Annotated in this window: 13 protein-coding genes, 1 tRNA gene, 1 other RNA gene and 1 pseudogene; 11 read left to right on the top strand and 5 right to left on the bottom strand. The window is 33.1% G+C overall.

All coding sequences use genetic code 11. From position 1 onward, the window contains the following. Positions 1-123 precede the first annotated feature (123 nt). Positions 124-1,098, top strand: coding sequence for an autolysin/adhesin Aae (aae, locus tag HMPREF3241_RS05965; RefSeq protein WP_002447730.1), 975 nt, complete (start codon positions 124-126; stop codon positions 1,096-1,098). A gap of 126 nt (positions 1,099-1,224) precedes the next feature. Here the strand turns inward: aae and HMPREF3241_RS05960 are convergent, their stop codons facing one another. Together HMPREF3241_RS05960 and HMPREF3241_RS05955 are read right to left on the bottom strand one after the other, a co-directional pair. Next, positions 1,225-2,730, bottom strand: a complete 1,506-nt coding sequence (locus HMPREF3241_RS05960; protein WP_070853538.1) for a glycosyltransferase — start codon at positions 2,728-2,730, stop codon at positions 1,225-1,227. Positions 2,731-3,103: 373 nt separating this feature from the next. After that, positions 3,104-3,382 carry a hypothetical protein gene (locus HMPREF3241_RS05955; protein ID WP_002458582.1) on the bottom strand — a complete coding sequence of 93 codons (279 nt, stop codon included), beginning with the start codon at positions 3,380-3,382 and terminating at the stop codon, positions 3,104-3,106. A gap of 187 nt (positions 3,383-3,569) precedes the next feature. On the opposite strand from HMPREF3241_RS05955, the gene HMPREF3241_RS05950 reads away from it, so the two are divergent. Continuing rightward, on the top strand, positions 3,570-3,956 hold the full coding sequence (locus HMPREF3241_RS05950; protein WP_002458581.1) for an NUDIX domain-containing protein: 387 nt from the start codon (positions 3,570-3,572) through the stop codon (positions 3,954-3,956). 511 nt (positions 3,957-4,467) lie between these two features. Here HMPREF3241_RS05950 and HMPREF3241_RS05945 read toward each other — a convergent pair. The 3 genes from HMPREF3241_RS05945 to gltC all read right to left on the bottom strand — a co-directional run bounded on the left by HMPREF3241_RS05945 (position 4,468) and on the right by gltC (position 7,380). Beyond that, on the bottom strand, positions 4,468-5,253 hold the full coding sequence (locus tag HMPREF3241_RS05945; protein ID WP_002476175.1) for a YibE/F family protein: 786 nt from the start codon (positions 5,251-5,253) through the stop codon (positions 4,468-4,470). Beyond that, entirely contained in the window at positions 5,250-6,362 is a 1,113-nt protein-coding gene (locus HMPREF3241_RS05940) for a YibE/F family protein (RefSeq protein ID WP_070853537.1), read from the bottom strand. Before HMPREF3241_RS05940 ends, HMPREF3241_RS05945 begins: the two co-directional genes overlap by 4 nt. Before the next feature lie 136 nt (positions 6,363-6,498). Beyond that, complete coding sequence (gene gltC, locus HMPREF3241_RS05935; protein WP_070853536.1) at positions 6,499-7,380, bottom strand: glutamate biosynthesis transcriptional regulator GltC; 882 nt, start codon at positions 7,378-7,380, stop codon at positions 6,499-6,501. A 191-nt stretch (positions 7,381-7,571) separates the two neighbouring features. Between gltC and gltB the strand changes: the two genes are divergently transcribed. The 9 genes and pseudogenes from gltB (at position 7,572) to recR (ending at position 18,180) form a co-directional block, all read left to right on the top strand. Beyond that, positions 7,572-12,068: a glutamate synthase large subunit gene (gltB, locus tag HMPREF3241_RS05930; RefSeq protein WP_070853535.1), complete on the top strand. Its 4,497-nt coding sequence runs from the start codon at positions 7,572-7,574 to the stop codon at positions 12,066-12,068. Positions 12,069-12,085: 17 nt separating this feature from the next. Further along, positions 12,086-13,549 (top strand): glutamate synthase subunit beta, encoded by a 1,464-nt coding sequence (locus tag HMPREF3241_RS05925; protein ID WP_002447738.1) that lies wholly within the window; start codon positions 12,086-12,088, stop codon positions 13,547-13,549. A 62-nt stretch (positions 13,550-13,611) separates the two neighbouring features. Next, positions 13,612-13,704, top strand: a tRNA-Ser gene (locus HMPREF3241_RS05920). Positions 13,705-13,900: 196 nt separating this feature from the next. Continuing rightward, positions 13,901-14,121, top strand: a pseudogene (locus HMPREF3241_RS13150) (trehalose operon repressor); the annotation flags it as partial. Between the two features lie 104 nt (positions 14,122-14,225). Then, an RNA gene (gene ffs / locus HMPREF3241_RS05915) (signal recognition particle sRNA large type) lies at positions 14,226-14,495 on the top strand. Between the two features lie 371 nt (positions 14,496-14,866). Next, positions 14,867-15,397, top strand: coding sequence for a GNAT family N-acetyltransferase (locus HMPREF3241_RS05910; protein ID WP_070853534.1), 531 nt, complete (start codon positions 14,867-14,869; stop codon positions 15,395-15,397). Positions 15,398-15,464: 67 nt separating this feature from the next. Next, positions 15,465-17,171 carry a DNA polymerase III subunit gamma/tau gene (dnaX, locus tag HMPREF3241_RS05905; protein WP_002447740.1) on the top strand — a complete coding sequence of 569 codons (1,707 nt, stop codon included), beginning with the start codon at positions 15,465-15,467 and terminating at the stop codon, positions 17,169-17,171. Between the two features lie 88 nt (positions 17,172-17,259). Further along, complete coding sequence (locus HMPREF3241_RS05900) at positions 17,260-17,577, top strand: YbaB/EbfC family nucleoid-associated protein (protein ID WP_002447741.1); 318 nt, start codon at positions 17,260-17,262, stop codon at positions 17,575-17,577. A 6-nt stretch (positions 17,578-17,583) separates the two neighbouring features. Next, positions 17,584-18,180 carry a recombination mediator RecR gene (gene recR / locus HMPREF3241_RS05895; RefSeq protein WP_001829377.1) on the top strand — a complete coding sequence of 199 codons (597 nt, stop codon included), beginning with the start codon at positions 17,584-17,586 and terminating at the stop codon, positions 18,178-18,180. Positions 18,181-18,937 lie beyond the last annotated feature (757 nt).

Here is an 18,937-nt window from a genome sequence, read left to right as displayed (position 1 = left end):
TTAAAATAATATTTGTAATCAGAATGTCATCTAAAGCAAACATGCTATACATAATTAAAGAGTATAATATCTTTGTATTGTTAAAACGTGAATAAGCAAAACTAAAGTAGAGGAGGATTTCAAGTGCAAAAAAAATATATTACTGCCATTATAGGAACAACTGCCCTTAGCGCATTGGCATCAACTCATGCACAAGCTGCAACAACGCATACAGTAAAAAGTGGAGAATCTGTATGGTCAATTTCCCACAAATATGGGATTAGTATTGCTAAATTAAAATCACTTAATGGATTGACTTCCAATTTAATATTCCCTAATCAAGTATTGAAAGTATCAGGCTCATCTTCAAGAGCAACGTCAACAAATAGTGGCACAGTTTACACAGTTAAAGCTGGAGATTCATTATCTTCTATTGCTGCAAAATACGGTACAACGTATCAAAAAATCATGCAACTTAATGGGTTAAATAACTATCTTATTTTCCCCGGACAAAAGTTGAAAGTTTCTGGTAAAGCGACGAGTTCCAGTCGTACAAAAGCTAGTGGGTCTAGTGGTCGTACTGCAACATATACTGTTAAATATGGAGATTCACTATCTGCAATTGCTAGTAAATATGGGACAACGTATCAAAAAATTATGCAATTAAATGGACTAACTAATTTCTTTATCTATCCTGGACAGAAGTTAAAAGTGCCTGGTGGTAGTTCTAGTAGCTCATCTTCTAATAATACTAGATCAAATGGTGGCTATTATTCACCAACTTTTAACCATCAAAACTTGTATACTTGGGGACAATGTACATGGCACGTATTTAATAGACGTGCTGAAATAGGAAAAGGTATCAGTACATACTGGTGGAATGCAAATAATTGGGACAATGCATCAGCTGCTGATGGATATACTATTGATTATCGCCCTACAGTAGGCTCAATTGCACAAACTGACGCTGGTTACTATGGTCACGTAGCGTTTGTAGAGCGTGTGAATAGCGATGGAAGTATTTTAGTTTCAGAAATGAACTGGAGTGCAGCTCCTGGAAATATGACATATAGAACAATTCCAGCTTATCAAGTGAGAAATTACAAATTTATTCATTAAGAAAATTGTTTAACAATATATAACTATCAAATTAAGCCCATTGATGATTGGATTAAGGATCATCGATGGGCTTATTAATAGTTTTATAAAGATGCTACCAAATCTTTATAATATCGGAAAAAGTGACTATTTTAACAAGTCTAAGCTTTGCATAAGTTGTTTGTAATTATTCACTGCGGCGTTATATTTTAAAGTGTCTTTATTTTTCACTTCTTGTAGTGGGTACTCAATGATGTTAATCATATGTTTTGATAAACTATCAATATCATTTTTTTCAATGAGATAGCCATTTATTCCGTTTTGAATAATTTCACTTGGACCGTAACGAACGTTATAAGATAGGACTGGACACCCCATTTCTATACTTTCCATAAGTGTTAAGCCAAATCCCTCATATTGACTTGTAAGTAGAGAGGCTTTAGAATTTTTAAATTCTTGTAAAGGTTGATTGGTATATTTAAATATTTTAACTTTATCCGATAATTTTAATTCTGAAATCAAAGTATGCATCAATGGAATTTGATTATCTTCATCTCTACCAAATAAATGTAATTCTGTTTGGTAACCACTTTGCAAAAACTTGTGATAAGCTCTAATAATATGATCAATCTGTTTCTCTGCGCTAAAACGTCCTATATATATAAAGCGATTTTGATTGTTTGAGGAATCTTGTTCTACCTCTGTATCTAATTCGATAAAATGTGGTACTAGTTGAAATTGGTCGTCACTTATAGGGAGATGTTGCTGTATATCGTGCTTTTGTTGGTGAGTGAGAACAATATACTTATAAACATTTTTCGATTGATTTAAAGCAAATCGATATGATTTTTTTATTTGGTCCCCTGATAAATGCGAGCTATGTAAAACAAGAATGTTTTTTGTTTGGTGCGTTTGCTTAAGTAATGGCTTATCTAAAAATCGAGCATCATTAAAGACGATATCTTGATCTTTGAATCTATTCTGAAAATAAAACTGAGCTAACAATTTATCGTTTTTAAAGGTCTTATAAAGTTTTTTATTTCTATATATTTCTACGCCATTAATTTTGCTGTTTGGTTTAGTTTTAAAATATCTCTTGCAGTACATAGAGCCCTCAGTATCAAATAATTCGTCACTATGTTTTAAAGAAGAGTCATCATAATAATATTCTTTTCTATGAAGTTGGCCGTATAAATTATATTGATGGCGCTCATATTTCAATCCTGATGTGGGAGAAATGAAGTCCTCATATTCAAGAACATTAGACTGTCCATAATACTTTCGAGATCTCACATGACATTCATTATTATAATAATGAATAAGATCACTCTTTTTTCCTCGCCTATCAATAAGTCCTTTAATCTTTCTAGGTGTTTTAATGTATTTTGGATTCCTAGTAATCAATGTTTTTGGGACTTTAAAAAGTTTGAAATTTGATAACCATTCATACATATTTTCGAATTGTATATTTTCTGCAACTTTGTTTTCTTGTCTGTATTTTTTATAAATACTAGGATAATTACCATGATAATTAGTGGTGAGAATTTTACTTGGAATTTTAAATTCTTCATCTAACAGTTTAATTCGTCTGAGTAAAGCTTGAGTCCTACCACCATGGGATAATGGGAGGGTGGTTGTTACTGTGTATATCATAATTAATTCTCCTTTATTTCAAACTTAAATTATTAGAAAAGTTGTATAAATTGTTAATTACTCATGATAAACATTTTTATGAAAATTACAAGAATTTTAATAACTATTCAGTATTTGTACTATATAACCGTGTTGATGATTAGTATTAAATGCAATGCTTTGTCACACTATTTTATAATTGTTTAATTTGTTTAAAATAAAAAAGAGGTGAGGAAGAATTTTTAAACTCTTCATCTCCTCACCCCTTACTTTAAGATGACTAGTTTAAAAATGATTAAAACGATATTTTAAAACTAGTCATCTCATACGAATATATTTTAATGTTTGGCAACTTATTTTTTCTCAAAAAATTTAATTATCAGTTTTAATTTGTTTAGTGATAGTCATATTCATCTCTAACTTTTTTAAAACTTGTAAATAAGCGTACCCCGTTGATTGCAAATGATCCAAGTGCACTTAACTTACGAAGTTTAGATGCGGATTTAATAGAAATGTAAAAATCAATGATTGTTCCTAGTGCGCTTAGACCTAATGATAAATAGACAAGTTGTTTATTCTTAGCATTATAGCGAATCCCGTTATAACCATCTACAATGAATCCTGCTACGTTGAATAATCTTGATAAACGTGAAGTGTTTGCTTGTTTAGCCATAAATAATGATTCCCTCCGTATACCATACTTATTTTGAAGAATAAAATATTCGAATGTATGGTTAAATGTCATATTTTCAATTAAAAGTAGTTTAGTTAAATCATGTAGTAACTTATTTATGATAACATAATACTAAATATAAGTATGAAATTGAAGATATTTATTATGAATAGGGATGAATTGATGAATGATTAAATGTGTTTGCTTAGTTGAAGAAAAGAATCATCAGTTACTACTTGTACAAGTTCGACATAGAGATAAGTATTATTTCCCGGGTGGTAAAATTGATGAGGGTGAGAGTCTTGTGGAAGCTTTACAAAGAGAATTGAAGGAAGAATTGCGCTTAGAATTAGCTAAAGATGAACTAGAATTTATTGGAACTATTGTCGGAGAAGCCTATCCACAACCTAATATGTTGACTGAACTTAATGGATTCAAAGTTAATCGAGCTATAGATTGGTCAAAAGTTGAAACCGATCATGAAATTACTGACATGAAATGGTTCGATATCAATGACAGTGAAAACATAGCGCCTGCAGTAAATACTTGGATTAAGGAATTTATCAATCATTAATAGATAGGAGTTAAATATTAACATCATATTGCGCAACTTAATTTCTATTGATGTGAAGTTTTGATAATATCAAGTTTATGAAAGATCGTTAATTAAGTATTTAAACCGTACTCATCATAGAATCCATTAGACTAACCTAGTTGTGCAGGTACATAGATGACTGAATCTTTCTGAGTGGAAAGATTAATGGCTAGACAGTATATGAAAACACCTGTTTGCTATATTATTTTGATAATGCATTATAGAAAGTTAATGTTGAGGATAAGTTGTCGGCGAAAAATGAGTAAGTTGTTACACAGATGATATATATTTTTTCATGGGTTAAAGAATTTACGTACACTATCAAATATTAAAAATAAGAACATGACGAATATTTATTAAAAATGCAATTACTTTAAATTAGATCTATACATTAAGAATAATATTAAACATCCCATCGCCATATAATAATTAAGTTAAACTGTTTGATCATAAACGCTCGCTATAATTATTTAAAGGCGGTGGGAATATTTTATTTATTTTGTTGATTCGTAAGAGTCTTCTTTTGACTGACATGTTTAATCATAAATGCTGTAATCCATGCAGTAATGGGAATGCTAATTGCAACGGCGATGCCACCAAGTAAAATAGCTATAAATTCCTGTGTGAATATTTTCGAATTAATGATGTGTCCAAATGAATAATGTAATTTAAAGAACCAGAAGAATAAAGTTAATTGTCCTCCGAAAAATGCTAAATAAATGGTATTGGCAGAAGTTGCTAATATCTCTCTACCCACGCGCATACCAGACTGAAATAATTGATGCTGATTTAAATTAGGGTTAGTCTCATATAGTTCATACATAGGGGAACTAATTGTTATTGCTAAATCAATGACTGCTGCTATCACTGCAAGAACAATTGTAAATACCATAAACTGTACCATATTAATACCAATATTCATTGAATACACATATGTTTCATCCTGCTGTTCGGTTGCAAAACCTTGTAAGTGCCCCATCTCAACTGAAAAGTATATCATGAGTATTAATATGAGTATTGTTGCTAAAGTACCTAGAAAAGCTGCTTGTGTTTTGACGTTATAACTATTTAATACAAATAAATTAATTGCGGCTATGATAAAGCAAAATATAAATGTGACAAGATAGATTGGTACACCATATATAATTAAAAGAATACTTATTACAAGAATGATAAAGTTTAAAAACAAAGTAAAAAAAGAAATGAGTCCTTTCTTACCTCCGAAAATAACCATTATCAACAATAATAAGAAACCTAAAATAGTAATTGCACTCATTGATTAACACCTCGCAGTTTAAGCCATAGTTCCATTAAAGCAATTGTTATAGGAATAGTTAAAACGATGCCTATCCCACCAGTTAATGCTCGAGCAATTTCTAATGACCAATTCATCGAAATAGTATAAGTAATAGTGTTAGCATTTTTTAAATAAATTAGAAACATAGGTAAGCTACCAGATAGATATGAAAAGAGTAGTATGTTAGTCATTGTTCCCATTATATCCTGACCGATATGTCTTCCGGCAAGAGCCCAACGTTTCATTGATATTTGAGGGCTACGTTGTAAAATTTCATACATCCCACTTGCTATAGTAATAGAAACGTCCATCACTGCTCCAAGTGTACCTATTAGTACGGAAGCTAGAAAGACATCTTTAGGAGGGAGAGTAAGGAAAGTGATTGTTTCGTATTTTATTCCATTTCCCCCAGTAAATTTGATGATGACTTCGGTAATTCCAACACATAAGAACGTACCAATCAGCGTACTTACAATAGTAATTAAGGTTCGGGTATGCCAACCTGTTACAAGTAGCAAAGTGAAAGAAGTGGAAATGATAATGGCACAAGTCATCAATAAGAATAAACTTATAGTCCCATATTGATTATGTATTAAAATAGCTCCCATAACGGTAATAGTATTAACGATAAGTGATAATATAGATTGAAGTCCTACTTTTTTTCCTACGACTAAAACAGTAAGTAAAAATAAGCCGGTTATTATGACAACAATAGTATCTCGTTTTTTCTCTATAATCGTTGCGTCTTTAGGATTTTTAGAAATATGTAAAACAACTTTGTCATTTTTGGAAAATGATTCTGAATCAGCTTGAGATTTCACATATTGGTGGGGAATCGTCGTTGTTTGCCCCTTGAATTCACCATTTAGAATCTTGAATGTTAGCTTCTCTTTGTATTTAATATCTTTATTTTTGTGCTCGTCTGTTACCTTTTGTGATTGGATATCAGTAATTTGAGTGATTTGTCCTATAGGCATATTATAAAATCTATCGTTAAAAAACGTGAATATTAACGTACCTAAAAATAGGCAACTAAAGATTATCATCATCCAAGTAAAAGGTATTTTAAAAAAATTCTTGGATTGCATCTTAAAACCTCAATTCTCAACTTAATAATCATATTGATATAGCGATTATACGACCTTTTATGATTGAACTCAAAAAGTTATCAATGAAATGTTGATGTCGAAGAGTGATAAAGTTTTACAAAGATAAGATGAATAATTAATATATATTAGATTTATTTAATAATGTGTAAATTAAATCCCATGCTACATTAATGTCGTTTTTCTTGTTATCTTTTCGCATAACTACACATAGCGTTCGTTTTAATTCTGTATGATTTAAAGGGATTTTAGTCCAATTTACGTGATTATATAGTAAACAATTTTGACTAGAAATAATAAATCCCTTATCATTACTCAAAATATGTTGCGCGAGTTTCATATCTGAAATCATTCGTACTTGTGCTTTAGTCTTTTCAATCAATTTACTTTTTATAGAGTTTGTCATTGGTTCGAGACAGTATAGTGATTGATTTGTAAATTGAGATAGCGGGGGATGTATAGTCATAGCTAGCGGATGTGATTTGGGCACATACATATGATAATTTTCTTCAAATAAAGGCATGACGCGTAAATGTGTTTCCCGTTCTAACACAGGAGTAAATTCAGTGATTGCAATATCCAACTGATTGGAAAGAATTTGATCTAATAATTTATCATGTATTGTAAGTTGCGGAATCATGGTACTGTTACTTTGTTGTTCAAATGTTTGAATTAGGGGAAGAATCATTTGAGAGGCATCACTTTCTTCATATCCAATATAAATTGTCTGTTGATTATGTGATGCGTGTTGTTGAAATGAGTGAATGGTTTTATCCATTAATTCTAGTATTTGAGTTGCCTGTGAGAGTAACTGTCTACCTTCAACAGTTAATATGATATTTCTACCACTTCTTTTAAATAATGTCACCCCCAATTCTTTTTCGAGTTGAGTGATTTGACGACTAATCGCAGACTGTGCAATGTTTAGTTCTAATGCTGCATCTGAAATATGCTCTCGACGTGCAACCTCTACAAAGTATCTAAGTTGTTTTATATCCATAGTTGATTTCCCTCCATTCAATAAAATAAATACTGTCTTATTCTAAACCTAGTATATCAGTATTTTTTGGAATCGTTCTAATAATTAGATGAATTTAATCTAATTTATATATTGAACAGATAAATAAATTACATTATAGTTATTACTATCAAACAAAATTGTCAGAAAATTCTAATAAGGGAGTGTGCATCATGTACAATGAGAAATTAAAAAAGGGACTATACGATTATCGTGAAGAGCATGATGCGTGTGGTATTGGATTTTATGCCAATATGGATAATAAAAGATCTCACGATATTATAGAAAAATCTTTAGAAATGTTAAGACGGTTAGATCATCGTGGTGGAGTAGGTGCCGACGGTATTACTGGTGATGGTGCTGGAATTATGACGGAGATACCATACCAATTGTTCGAACAATTAACAGAATTCAAAGTTCCCGGCGAAGGATATTATGCCGTGGGATTATTTTTTTCTAAAGAGAAAGTTAGAGATTCAATTCACGAAGAGATGTTTAATCAATATTTTGAAAGTGAAGGTTTTAAAGTCATTGGATATAGAGATGTGCCAGTAGATACTCGCGCTATTGCTCAACATGTTGCAGATACTATGCCTTATATTCAACAAGTATTTGTTGACATCACAGGTGTAAATGAAGTTGAAAAACGATTGTTTTTAGCAAGAAAACAAATTGAAAAATATAGTGAAACACAATCCATAGATTTATATTTCACAAGTCTCTCTCATAGAACGATTGTTTATAAAGGTTGGTTACGTTCAGATCAAATTAAAGGCTTATATTTAGACCTACAAAATGAGGCATATCAATCAAAATTAGGACTTGTACACTCCCGCTTTAGTACTAATACATTTCCAAGTTGGAAACGTGCACATCCCAATCGAATGCTTATGCACAATGGTGAAATTAATACCATTAAGGGTAACGTAAACTGGATGCGAGCACGCCAAAATAAACTAGTTGAAACATTATTTGAAGATGAGAAAGATAAGGTGCATTTTATTGTTGATGAAGATGGTAGTGACTCATCAATAGTTGATAATGCGTTAGAGTTCTTATCATTAGCAATGGAGCCTGAAAAAGCAGCGATGTTATTAATTCCAGAGCCATGGTTATACAATGAATCTAACGATAAAAAAGTTCGTTCTTTCTATGAATTTTATAGTTATTTAATGGAGCCATGGGATGGACCAACTATGATTTCCTTTTGCAATGGAGATAAGATAGGTGCATTGACCGATAGAAATGGATTAAGACCTGGGCGTTATACAATAACTAAAGATAATTTTATTGTTTTTTCTTCCGAAGTAGGTGTCATTGATGTTCCGGAAGAAAATGTAGCATTTAAAGGACAACTTAATCCTGGGAAGTTATTACTTGTAGACTTTTTACAAAATAAGGTTGTAGAAAATAATGAGCTAAAAACTAATATTGCTAATGAGTTGCCCTACGAACAATGGCTAAAAGATTATAAAAATCAAAATGATTTAGATAATATTTATTACCAATCTTCCGACTGGGATGATCAAACACTCTTCCGCTTACAGAAACAATTTGCTTACACTAAAGAAGATATCAATAAATATATGACAGATTTAGTCATCAATAAAAAAGATCCCATTGGAGCGATGGGATATGATGCACCTATTGCAGTTCTTAATGATAAGCCTGAGTCGCTATTTAATTATTTTAAACAATTATTTGCACAAGTTACCAATCCACCCATCGATGCTTATCGAGAAAAGATTGTAACGAGTGAACTTTCATATTTAGGTTCAGAAGGGAACCTTTTATGTCCTGATGAATCAGTTTTAGAAAGAATTCAATTAAAAAAACCAGTTTTAAATGAAGCGCAATTATCATCAATCGATCATTCGTATTTTAATGTAACGTATTTATCTACACTTTATACAGATGATTTGGAAAGTAGCTTAACTGAACTAGGGAACCGAGCAATACAGGCTGTACATGAAGGGGCGAAAATTTTGGTGTTAGACGATACGTCGTTAACTCACGAAAATAGTTATGCAATGCCAATTTTATTAGCATTAAGTCACGTGCATCAATTATTAATTCGAGAAGGATTAAGAATGGAGACCAGCCTCATTGCGCAGTCCGGTGAAACACGAGAAGTTCATCATGTTGCATGTTTACTTGGTTATGGTGCAAACGCTGTAGTTCCATATTTAGCGCAACGAACGATTGAACAATTAACGCGTCAAGGTCAACTTTCAGGAAACGTCGCTGAAAATGTTGCTACGTATACCAATGTATTGTCAGAAGGCGTTATTAAAGTGATGGCTAAAATGGGCATTTCTACCGTACAAAGTTATCAAGGAGCACAGATATTTGAAGCGGTAGGTTTATCGAATAGCGTCATAGAAAAATATTTTACAGGTACACAGTCAAAATTATCTGGTATAAGTATTGAACAAATAGACCAAGAGAATAAAGCGAGACAAAGTGATGATTCTGATTATCTTGAATCCGGAAGTGTATTCCAATGGAGACAGCAAGGTCAGCATCATGCATTTAATCCTCGTACGATTTTTTTATTGCAGCATGCATGTAGAGAAAATGATTACGAGTTGTTTAAAAAATTCTCCAAAGCTGTAAATTTAAAACGTACGGATCATATTAGACATTTATTAGAATTTAAGACACGTCAAACTATTGATATTAGTCGTGTTGAACCAGCAAGTGAAATTGTGAAACGTTTTAATACAGGAGCAATGAGTTATGGCTCTATCTCAGCAGAAGCACATGAGACGTTGGCTCAAGCTATGAATCAAATTGGAGGTAAAAGCAATAGTGGAGAAGGTGGTGAAGATTCTTCACGTTACGAAATTCAAAAGGATGGAAGTAATAAGATAAGTGCAATTAAGCAAGTTGCATCAGGTCGTTTTGGGGTGACGAGTGATTACTTGCAACATGCAAAAGAAATTCAAATTAAAGTTGCACAAGGCGCTAAACCAGGGGAAGGTGGACAACTACCAGGTTCAAAAGTATATCCATGGATTGCTGAGACTAGAGGTTCGACACCAGGTATAGGATTAATTTCACCACCACCACACCATGATATTTATTCAATTGAGGACTTAGCACAGCTCATTCATGATTTAAAAAATGCAAATAGAAGAGCTGATATTGCAGTTAAACTTGTATCTAAAACTGGCGTTGGAACTATAGCTTCAGGGGTAGCTAAAGCTTTCGCCGATAAAATTGTTATAAGTGGTTATGATGGAGGTACAGGTGCATCGCCTAAAACAAGTATTCAACATGCAGGTTTGCCATGGGAGATAGGCCTTGCCGAAACACATCAAACACTTAAATTAAATGATTTGCGTAGTCGTGTAAAATTAGAAACGGATGGTAAGTTACTGACAGGTAAAGATGTAGCTTATGCTTGTGCGCTCGGTGCAGAAGAATTTGGTTTCGCAACAGCACCACTTGTTGTTTTGGGGTGTATTATGATGAGAGTTTGTCATAACGATACGTGTCCAGTAGGGGTTGCAACACAAAACAAAGATTTGAGAGCTTTGTTTAGAGGTAAGGCACAGCATGTAGTTAACTTTATGTATTTTATAGCTGAAGAATTACGTGAAATTTTGGCTTCACTTGGTTTAGAAACAGTAGAAGAGTTAGTAGGGAGAACAGATCTTCTTCAACGTTCGACGCAATTGAAACCAAATAGTAAAGCAGCGTCTCTTCAAATAGAACGTTTAATTGAACAATTTGACGGTGTTAATACGAAAGAGATATCACAAAATCATCATCTTGATGAAGGATTCGATTTGAATTATCTGTACCCAGACGCACGCTATAGCATTGAAAACGGGCACTCTTTTACCGGAAATTATGTTGTTAATAATGAACAGCGAGATGTAGGTGTAATTACAGGTAGTGCGATAGCTAAACAATATGGAGAAGAAGGATTGCCTGAAGATACGATACTTGCTTACACTGAAGGTCATGCAGGTCAAAGCTTAGCTGCATATGCACCACGTGGATTAACAATTCATCATACCGGTGACGCTAATGATTATGTAGGTAAAGGATTGTCCGGTGGAACTGTCATCGTAAATGCTCCAAATAGTCAGCGTGAAAATGAAATTATAGCAGGAAATGTAAACTTTTACGGGGCTTCTAGAGGTAAAGCGTTTATCAATGGTAAAGCTGGTGAGCGTTTCTGTATTAGAAATAGTGGCGCAGATGTTGTGGTAGAAGGTATTGGTGATCATGGACTTGAATATATGACAGGGGGACATGTCATTATCTTAGGAGATGTAGGAAAGAACTTTGGCCAAGGTATGAGCGGGGGCGTAAGTTATATTTTCCCTTCTGACGTGGAGACATTTAAAAAGGTTAATGCGCTTGAAACTTTAGAATTCAGTAGTATATGTTTTGATGAGGAAAAATCCCTTATCAAAGACATGCTCGAAGCACATTTTAAGCATACACGTAGTAATAAAGCACGCCAAATACTCGACCAATTTGACAATATTGAAAAGTTAGCAATTAAAGTTATTCCAAAAGATTACAAATTAATGATGCAAAAAATTGATTTGAAAAAACGTCAAATGGAACGTGAAGATGAAGCAACACTGGCAGCGTTTTATGATGATAGAGAAACAATTGAACAAGAGTTACAGCCAGCAGTCATTTATTAAAGAAGTGAGGGATTATCATGGGCGAATTTAAAGGATTTATGAAATATGATAAACAGTCGCTATCAGAATTGTCTTTGGTAGACCGTCTTTCGAATCATGAAGCGTTTCAACAACGCTTCACTAAAGAAGATGCTTCGATTCAGGGTGCTCGCTGTATGGATTGTGGAACACCTTTTTGTCAAACTGGGCAATCTTATGGAAGAGAAACAATAGGATGCCCTATTGGTAATTATATACCTGAGTGGAACGACTTAGTCTATCATCAAGATTTTAAAGCTGCTTACGAAAGATTGAGAGAGACGAATAATTTTCCTGAATTTACAGGAAGAGTTTGTCCAGCACCATGTGAGCAATCATGTGTTATGAAAATTAATAGAGAATCCGTGGCGATTAAAGGTATTGAACGTACAATTATTGACGAAGCATATGAGAACAAGTGGGTTCATCCCGCATATCCTGAAGAGCGTAAGGACCAACGAGTTGCTATCGTAGGTAGTGGCCCAGCGGGACTTACAGCAGCTGAAGAATTAAACCTTAAAGGCTATAAAGTTACGGTTTATGAAAAGGCGCATGAACCAGGTGGCTTGCTAATGTATGGCATACCAAATATGAAACTAGATAAAGACGTAATACGTCGACGTGTATCACTTATGAAAGATGCTGGGATTTTATTTAAAACAGGCGTTGAAATTGGCGTCGATGTGAGCCGTGAAACACTTGAAGAAAATTATGATGCTATTATTTTATGCACAGGTGCTCAAAATGCGAGAGATTTGCCATTAGAAGGACGAATGGGCTCTGGTATTCATTTTGCAATGGACTATCTTACTGAACAAACCCAGTATCTAAATGGTGAGATTGAAAGTTTGAGCATTACTGCTAAAGATAAGAATGTAATTATTATTGGTGCTGGTGACACTGGTGCAGACTGTGTAGCGACTGCATTACGTGAAAACTGTAAATCTATTGTCCAATTTAATAAATATACGAAGCAACCTGAAGAGATTACTTTTGAAAGTAATACTTCCTGGCCATTAGCAATGCCTGTTTTCAAAATGGATTATGCGCATAAGGAATATGAAGCTAAATTTGGTCAAGAACCAAGAGCCTATGGTGTACAAACAATGCGCTATGATGTTGACGAGTTAGGAAATGTTAAAGGCTTATATACACAAATATTAAAAGAAACGCCTGATGGCATGGTTATGGAAGATGGACCAGAACGATTTTGGCCGGCTGATTTAGTCTTATTATCTATAGGGTTTGTTGGCACTGAAACCACTGTTCCGCATGCGTTTGATATACACACCGAGCGTAATAAAATTGTAGCTAATGATACAAATTATCAAACCAGTCATGCTAAAATATTTGCTGCAGGAGATGCAAGACGAGGTCAGAGCTTGGTTGTTTGGGCAATAAAAGAAGGTCGTGAAGTAGCACAGTCTGTTGATCAATACTTAAGTAAAAAAGTTCTAGTGTAAACTCAAGAATAATTATATTGACTTTTAATTAAAGTCATTATATTATTGTTATTGTGTTAATTGGAGGAATACCCAAGTCCGGCTGAAGGGATCGGTCTTGAAAACCGACAGGGCCTTAACGGGCCGCGGGGGTTCGAATCCCTCTTCCTCCGCCATTAGAATTTAAATTCCAAGACTAATAGATACCAAAGGCAAGTGCTTATGTTAATAAGTATTTGCCTTTTTATGTTGTATTTGTGATTTTTATATATGAATAAATTTTCAATGTAACTCATTGTGCAGAAAATTTAAATGCTTTTGGAAATAAAGAATTAATGATCGTAGGAGAAACGTCTTCAAAGACAATTAATCATTGAAAAGGATTCGAAATTAGATATAAGTTATTCAAGTAAGTCTATTACTTTTGAAACTTTTTTATCTTTTGACTACGAAATTTTTGGTAATTATTTTACACCTTTTACAGCTACTGTCAGAAGTACTGTTTTTTTAAAGATACCACATATTTTTAATATATTATTTCAAAATATTTAGCCACAGAATTTAAGTTCGCAGAATTTTTAAGACGACGATAATTACATTTTAATGAGTTTCAAAAATCGTCGTGTTTTTTTAAAGCGAAGAAGATTAAATTTTTACGCTTGCAAAGAGAGGCAGAATTATAGTAATATAGTTCTTACCGTGCTAGGTGGGGAGGTAGCGGTTCCCTGTACTCGAAATCCGCTTTATGCGAGACTTAATTCCTTTGTTGAGGGCGTATTTTTGTGAAGTCTGCCCGAAGCACGTAGTGTTTGAAGATTTCGGTCCTATGCAATATGAACCCATGAACCATGTCAGGTCCTGACGGAAGCAGCATTAAGTGGATCCTCATATGTGCCGTAGGGTAGCCGAGATTTAGCTGTCGACTTCGGTAACGTTTATGATATGCGTTCGATACAAAGGTGCATGGTTTTTTACTTTAGATTTAAGCAAATTTTTATATAGATAATAAAGGTCTAGGTTATGAAACTTAGATATATAGTCCGATGTGAAGTTATTTAAATTTCATTCAGGGCTATTTTTTTATTTACAATTAAACTTAATATAATAGCTATTGATTTCAATCTTAAAGTTGGAGTAGTTATTATGAAGCGTTATAGTTATTTATCTAAATATTAATTTCAATGTTTGATGTTAAGTGTGATGTTTTACTTCAAGTCATTTTTATTAAATGGATTAATAACGAATAATTTGTTAAAGTTATATCGTTGTAAAATAAAAACCTAGTTAATTAAAAAAATTACGTCGAAATATAGAATGGCTTATTATAATGGAGGATACATGCATATTTATTTAAGTACTTTAACAGAGGTCGATTATGAAACGTCACTAAATAGTATAGAAAATAATTATAATCTAAATCCAGAATCCAGTTGGCAAGATCGAGCGCGCGTTAAAAATCTAAGAAAACTTGAAAGCTACAATTATGAATTAGAAGTTATAGCTAAGAATGAATTGAATGAAGTTATAGGTCACGTTGTGTTAGCAGAGGTTAAGTTGTCGTCTAAAAACAAAAAAGCGATAGCGTTAGCCATTGGTGCACTGTCAGTAGATAAATCTATTCGAAACCAAGGATTAGGTCAAGCGCTGTTAAAAGCTGTAGAAGAACGTGCTAAAGAACAAGGATATTGTGCTATTTTTGTAAATAATCATCCTCAGTACTTTGAGAAATCTGATTATGAAGCAACTCATTTATATAATATACATATAGAAGAAAAACGAAATGATCAAACATTATTAGTAAAATTTCTAAAACCGGTTCAAAATGAATGGTCTGGAATGACAGTGTATTATCCGGAAGTACTGGATTGATTTTTAATTGAAAAGAAAATATAAGAGCGTGATATAATAATGAGTAATTGTTAATGGAGGTGCTACGGTGGATTACCAAGCTTTGTATCGTATGTATAGACCGCAAAGTTTTGATGATGTGGTTGGACAAACGCATGTAACTAAAACACTGCGTAATGCAATTTCAAAAGGTAAACAATCTCATGCATATATTTTTAGTGGTCCGAGAGGTACGGGTAAAACGAGTATTGCAAAGGTTTTTGCCAAAGCTATTAATTGTCTTAATAGTGACAATGGTGAACCTTGTAATGAATGTGCGATTTGTAAAGGAATCACACAAGGTACGAATAACGATGTAATTGAAATTGATGCTGCAAGTAATAACGGTGTAGATGAAATAAGGAATATTAGAGATAAAGTTAAGTACGCACCTAGTGAATCTAAGTATAAAGTATATATTATTGACGAGGTTCATATGTTAACTACTGGTGCTTTCAATGCTTTGCTTAAAACATTAGAAGAACCACCAGCGCATGCTATATTTATCTTGGCAACAACAGAACCACATAAAATTCCACCCACTATTATTTCGAGAGCGCAACGATTTGACTTTAAAGCAATTAGCAGTGACCAAATTATAGATAGACTTAAGTATGTAGCTAATTCCCAATCTTTGGATTACGACGACGCAGCATTAGAATTTATTGCTAAAGCATCAGAAGGTGGTATGCGAGATGCATTAAGCATTATGGACCAGGCAATAGCGTTCGGAGACGAACGACTTACTTTACAAGATGCTTTAAATGTTACAGGTAGTGTTGATGAAGCGGCGTTAAATGAGTTGTTTAATGACATTGTAAAAAGTGATGTTAAAGCTGCATTTAATAGATATCATCATTTTATTTCAGAAGGTAAAGAAGTCAACAGACTCATTAATGATATGATTTACTTTGTTAGAGATACAATAATGAATAAAACGTCTAACGAATCCGTTCATTTTGAATCACTTATTCATTTCGACTTAGATATGTTATACAAGATGATAGATATCATAAATGATACACTAGTATCCATTAGGTTCAGTGTAAATCAAAGTGTTCATTTTGAAGTGTTACTAGTTAAACTTGCAGAAATGATTAAGACACAGCCTCAAACTGTACAAAATGTAGCAACAGCATCGGTAGCTAATGAACCAGATAATGAAATGTTATTACAACGCTTAGAACAACTTGAAAATGAGCTTAAAACCTTAAAAGAACAAGGAATCAAAGCTAATAAAGTTAATAAACAACCTAAGAAGCCAACACGCACGATTCAACGATCTAAAAATGCGTTTTCTATGCAACAGATAGCGAAAGTATTAGACAAAGCAAACAAAGATGATATCAAATTATTGAAGAACCATTGGCAAGAAGTGATTGATCATGCGAAAAGTAATGATAAAAAGTCTTTAGTTAGTTTACTACTGAATTCAGAACCGGTAGCAGCTAGTGAAGATCATGTGTTAGTTAAATTTGATGAAGAAATTCATTGTGAAATAGTAAATAAAGATGATGAAAAGAGAAATAATATTGAAAGTGTAGTTTGTAATATAGTTAATAAAACTGTCAAAGTAGTAGGAGTGCCGGCTGACCAATGGCTGAGAGTGAGAGCAGAGTACTTACAAAATCGTAACACCAATGAAACACATCAAAGCGAAAAACAAAGCACACAACAGTCTCAACAAATAGATATTGCTCAAAAAGCTAAAGACTTATTTGGTGAGGAAACTGTACATTTAGTTGATGAAGACTGATACATGACAAGCGATATATTGGTATGTATAATGTAATAAAAGCTAAATTTTTATAGAAATTGTTTACTATTAAGGAGGAAATGAAATTATGCGCGGTGGCGGAAATATGCAACAAATGATGAAACAAATGCAAAAAATGCAAAAGAAAATGGCTCAAGAACAAGAAAAATTAAAAGAAGAACGTGTTGCTGGAACAGCAGGCGGAGGTATGGTGACTGTTACTGTAACAGGTCATAAAGAAGTTGTAGATGTAGAAATTAAAGAAGAAGCTGTTGATCCAGAAGATGTTGAGATGCTTCAAGATTTAGTATTGGCGGCTACAAATGAAGCGATGAATAAAGCAGATGAGTTAACACAACAACGTTTAGGTAAGCATACTCAAGGCTTAAACATCCCTGGAATGTGATGAAATATGCATTATCCAGAACCTATATCAAAGCTTATCGATAGTTTTATGAAACTGCCAGGCATTGGACCAAAGACGGCTCAACGTCTGGCTTTTCATACTTTAGATATGAAAGAAGACGATGTTGTTAAGTTTGCTAAAGCACTAGTTGATGTTAAAAGAGAACTTACCTATTGTAGTGTTTGTGGACATATTACAGAAAATGATCCTTGTTATATATGTGAAGATAAACAGCGAGATCGTTCTGTCATATGTGTAGTTGAGGATGACAAGGATGTCATAGCAATGGAAAAAATGCGTGAATATAAAGGTTTATATCACGTGCTTCATGGTTCGATTTCACCAATGGATGGTATTGGGCCTGAAGACATCAATATACCTGCATTAGTTGAACGCCTCAAAAACGATGAGGTGAAAGAACTTATATTAGCTATGAATCCTAACCTAGAAGGTGAGTCTACTGCAATGTATATATCTAGGCTGGTTAAGCCAATTGGGATTAAAGTCACAAGACTGGCACAAGGTTTATCTGTAGGCGGCGATTTAGAATATGCTGATGAAGTGACTTTATCTAAAGCAATTGCAGGTAGAACGGAAATGTAATAATATTTACCACTTAAAAGTCTGGGATATAAGTCAATATTCTAGGCTTTCTTTATATTTAAATAGAAGAAGATTAAATACACTTATATATAAAGCTCTTTAACATAGAGAATTTCACTGAGAAATTCACCAGACAGAGCAAGTTGGGGTTCGGGGCCCCAACACAAAGAATTTCACTGAGAAATTCACCAGGCAGAGCAAGTTGGGGTTTCGTTAATGGATTGAAATAACGAATATGATAAGATTTTTGTTTAGCTTTTTAGAATTTAGACTTATTGAGTTTATGGAGAGACTTTTATAATTACATTTATTATTAATGAGGATAAGAATCAACCCTTCATTCCTCAAGGAAGATGTAAGGTGTTTGGAATAAAAAAATAATGATTATAGAAAAATAGTAAAAATATTTTAAAATGAACAACAAAAATAAAGTTTGTGAATAGGGTTTATATAGGCATTTTAGTTTCATTTTAACCATCATTTTTCTGTATAACACGTTTGTAATTGAATTCTACAAGAAGAAAGTTCGGTTTTTCCTTTGGAGTGATTTTGATTATCTTTTAATAGTGTAATTTTTACTGTTGTTAAAACGGGGATAAGTCTGTATAGTATTTATTTGTTGAGCGAAACAACTTAACTAATCATTAAATAAACGACTAAAATTAATTTCAAAAAGTTGTTGACTTAAACAACTATGAAGAGTATAATTAATTCTTGTCGGTAAGAAAATGAACATTGAAAACTGAATGACAATATG

The sequence above is a fragment of the Staphylococcus sp. HMSC34G04 genome, from assembly GCF_001838765.1.
In the GTDB taxonomy this organism is placed as follows: Bacteria; Bacillota; Bacilli; order Staphylococcales; family Staphylococcaceae; genus Staphylococcus; species Staphylococcus epidermidis.
The sequence above is the reverse complement of the archived record's forward strand: the minus strand, read 5'-3'. Positions and strand labels throughout refer to the sequence as shown.

Bases quoted from the DNA above. Each gene is read 5' to 3' on its own strand.
- gltB (WP_070853535.1), top strand. From the start codon at position 7,572: ATGTACAATGAGAAATTAAAAAAGGGACTATACGATTATCGTGAAGAG.
- recR (WP_001829377.1), top strand. From the start codon at position 17,584: ATGCATTATCCAGAACCTATATCAAAGCTTATCGATAGTTTTATGAAA.
- HMPREF3241_RS05900 (WP_002447741.1), top strand. From the start codon at position 17,260: ATGCGCGGTGGCGGAAATATGCAACAAATGATGAAACAAATGCAAAAA.
- HMPREF3241_RS05955 (WP_002458582.1), bottom strand. From the start codon at position 3,382: ATGGCTAAACAAGCAAACACTTCACGTTTATCAAGATTATTCAACGTA.
- HMPREF3241_RS05910 (WP_070853534.1), top strand. From the start codon at position 14,867: ATGCATATTTATTTAAGTACTTTAACAGAGGTCGATTATGAAACGTCA.
- HMPREF3241_RS05925 (WP_002447738.1), top strand. From the start codon at position 12,086: ATGGGCGAATTTAAAGGATTTATGAAATATGATAAACAGTCGCTATCA.
- gltC (WP_070853536.1), bottom strand. From the start codon at position 7,380: ATGGATATAAAACAACTTAGATACTTTGTAGAGGTTGCACGTCGAGAG.
- HMPREF3241_RS05945 (WP_002476175.1), bottom strand. From the start codon at position 5,253: ATGAGTGCAATTACTATTTTAGGTTTCTTATTATTGTTGATAATGGTT.
- HMPREF3241_RS05950 (WP_002458581.1), top strand. From the start codon at position 3,570: ATGATTAAATGTGTTTGCTTAGTTGAAGAAAAGAATCATCAGTTACTA.
- HMPREF3241_RS05940 (WP_070853537.1), bottom strand. From the start codon at position 6,362: ATGCAATCCAAGAATTTTTTTAAAATACCTTTTACTTGGATGATGATA.
- HMPREF3241_RS05960 (WP_070853538.1), bottom strand. From the start codon at position 2,730: ATGATATACACAGTAACAACCACCCTCCCATTATCCCATGGTGGTAGG.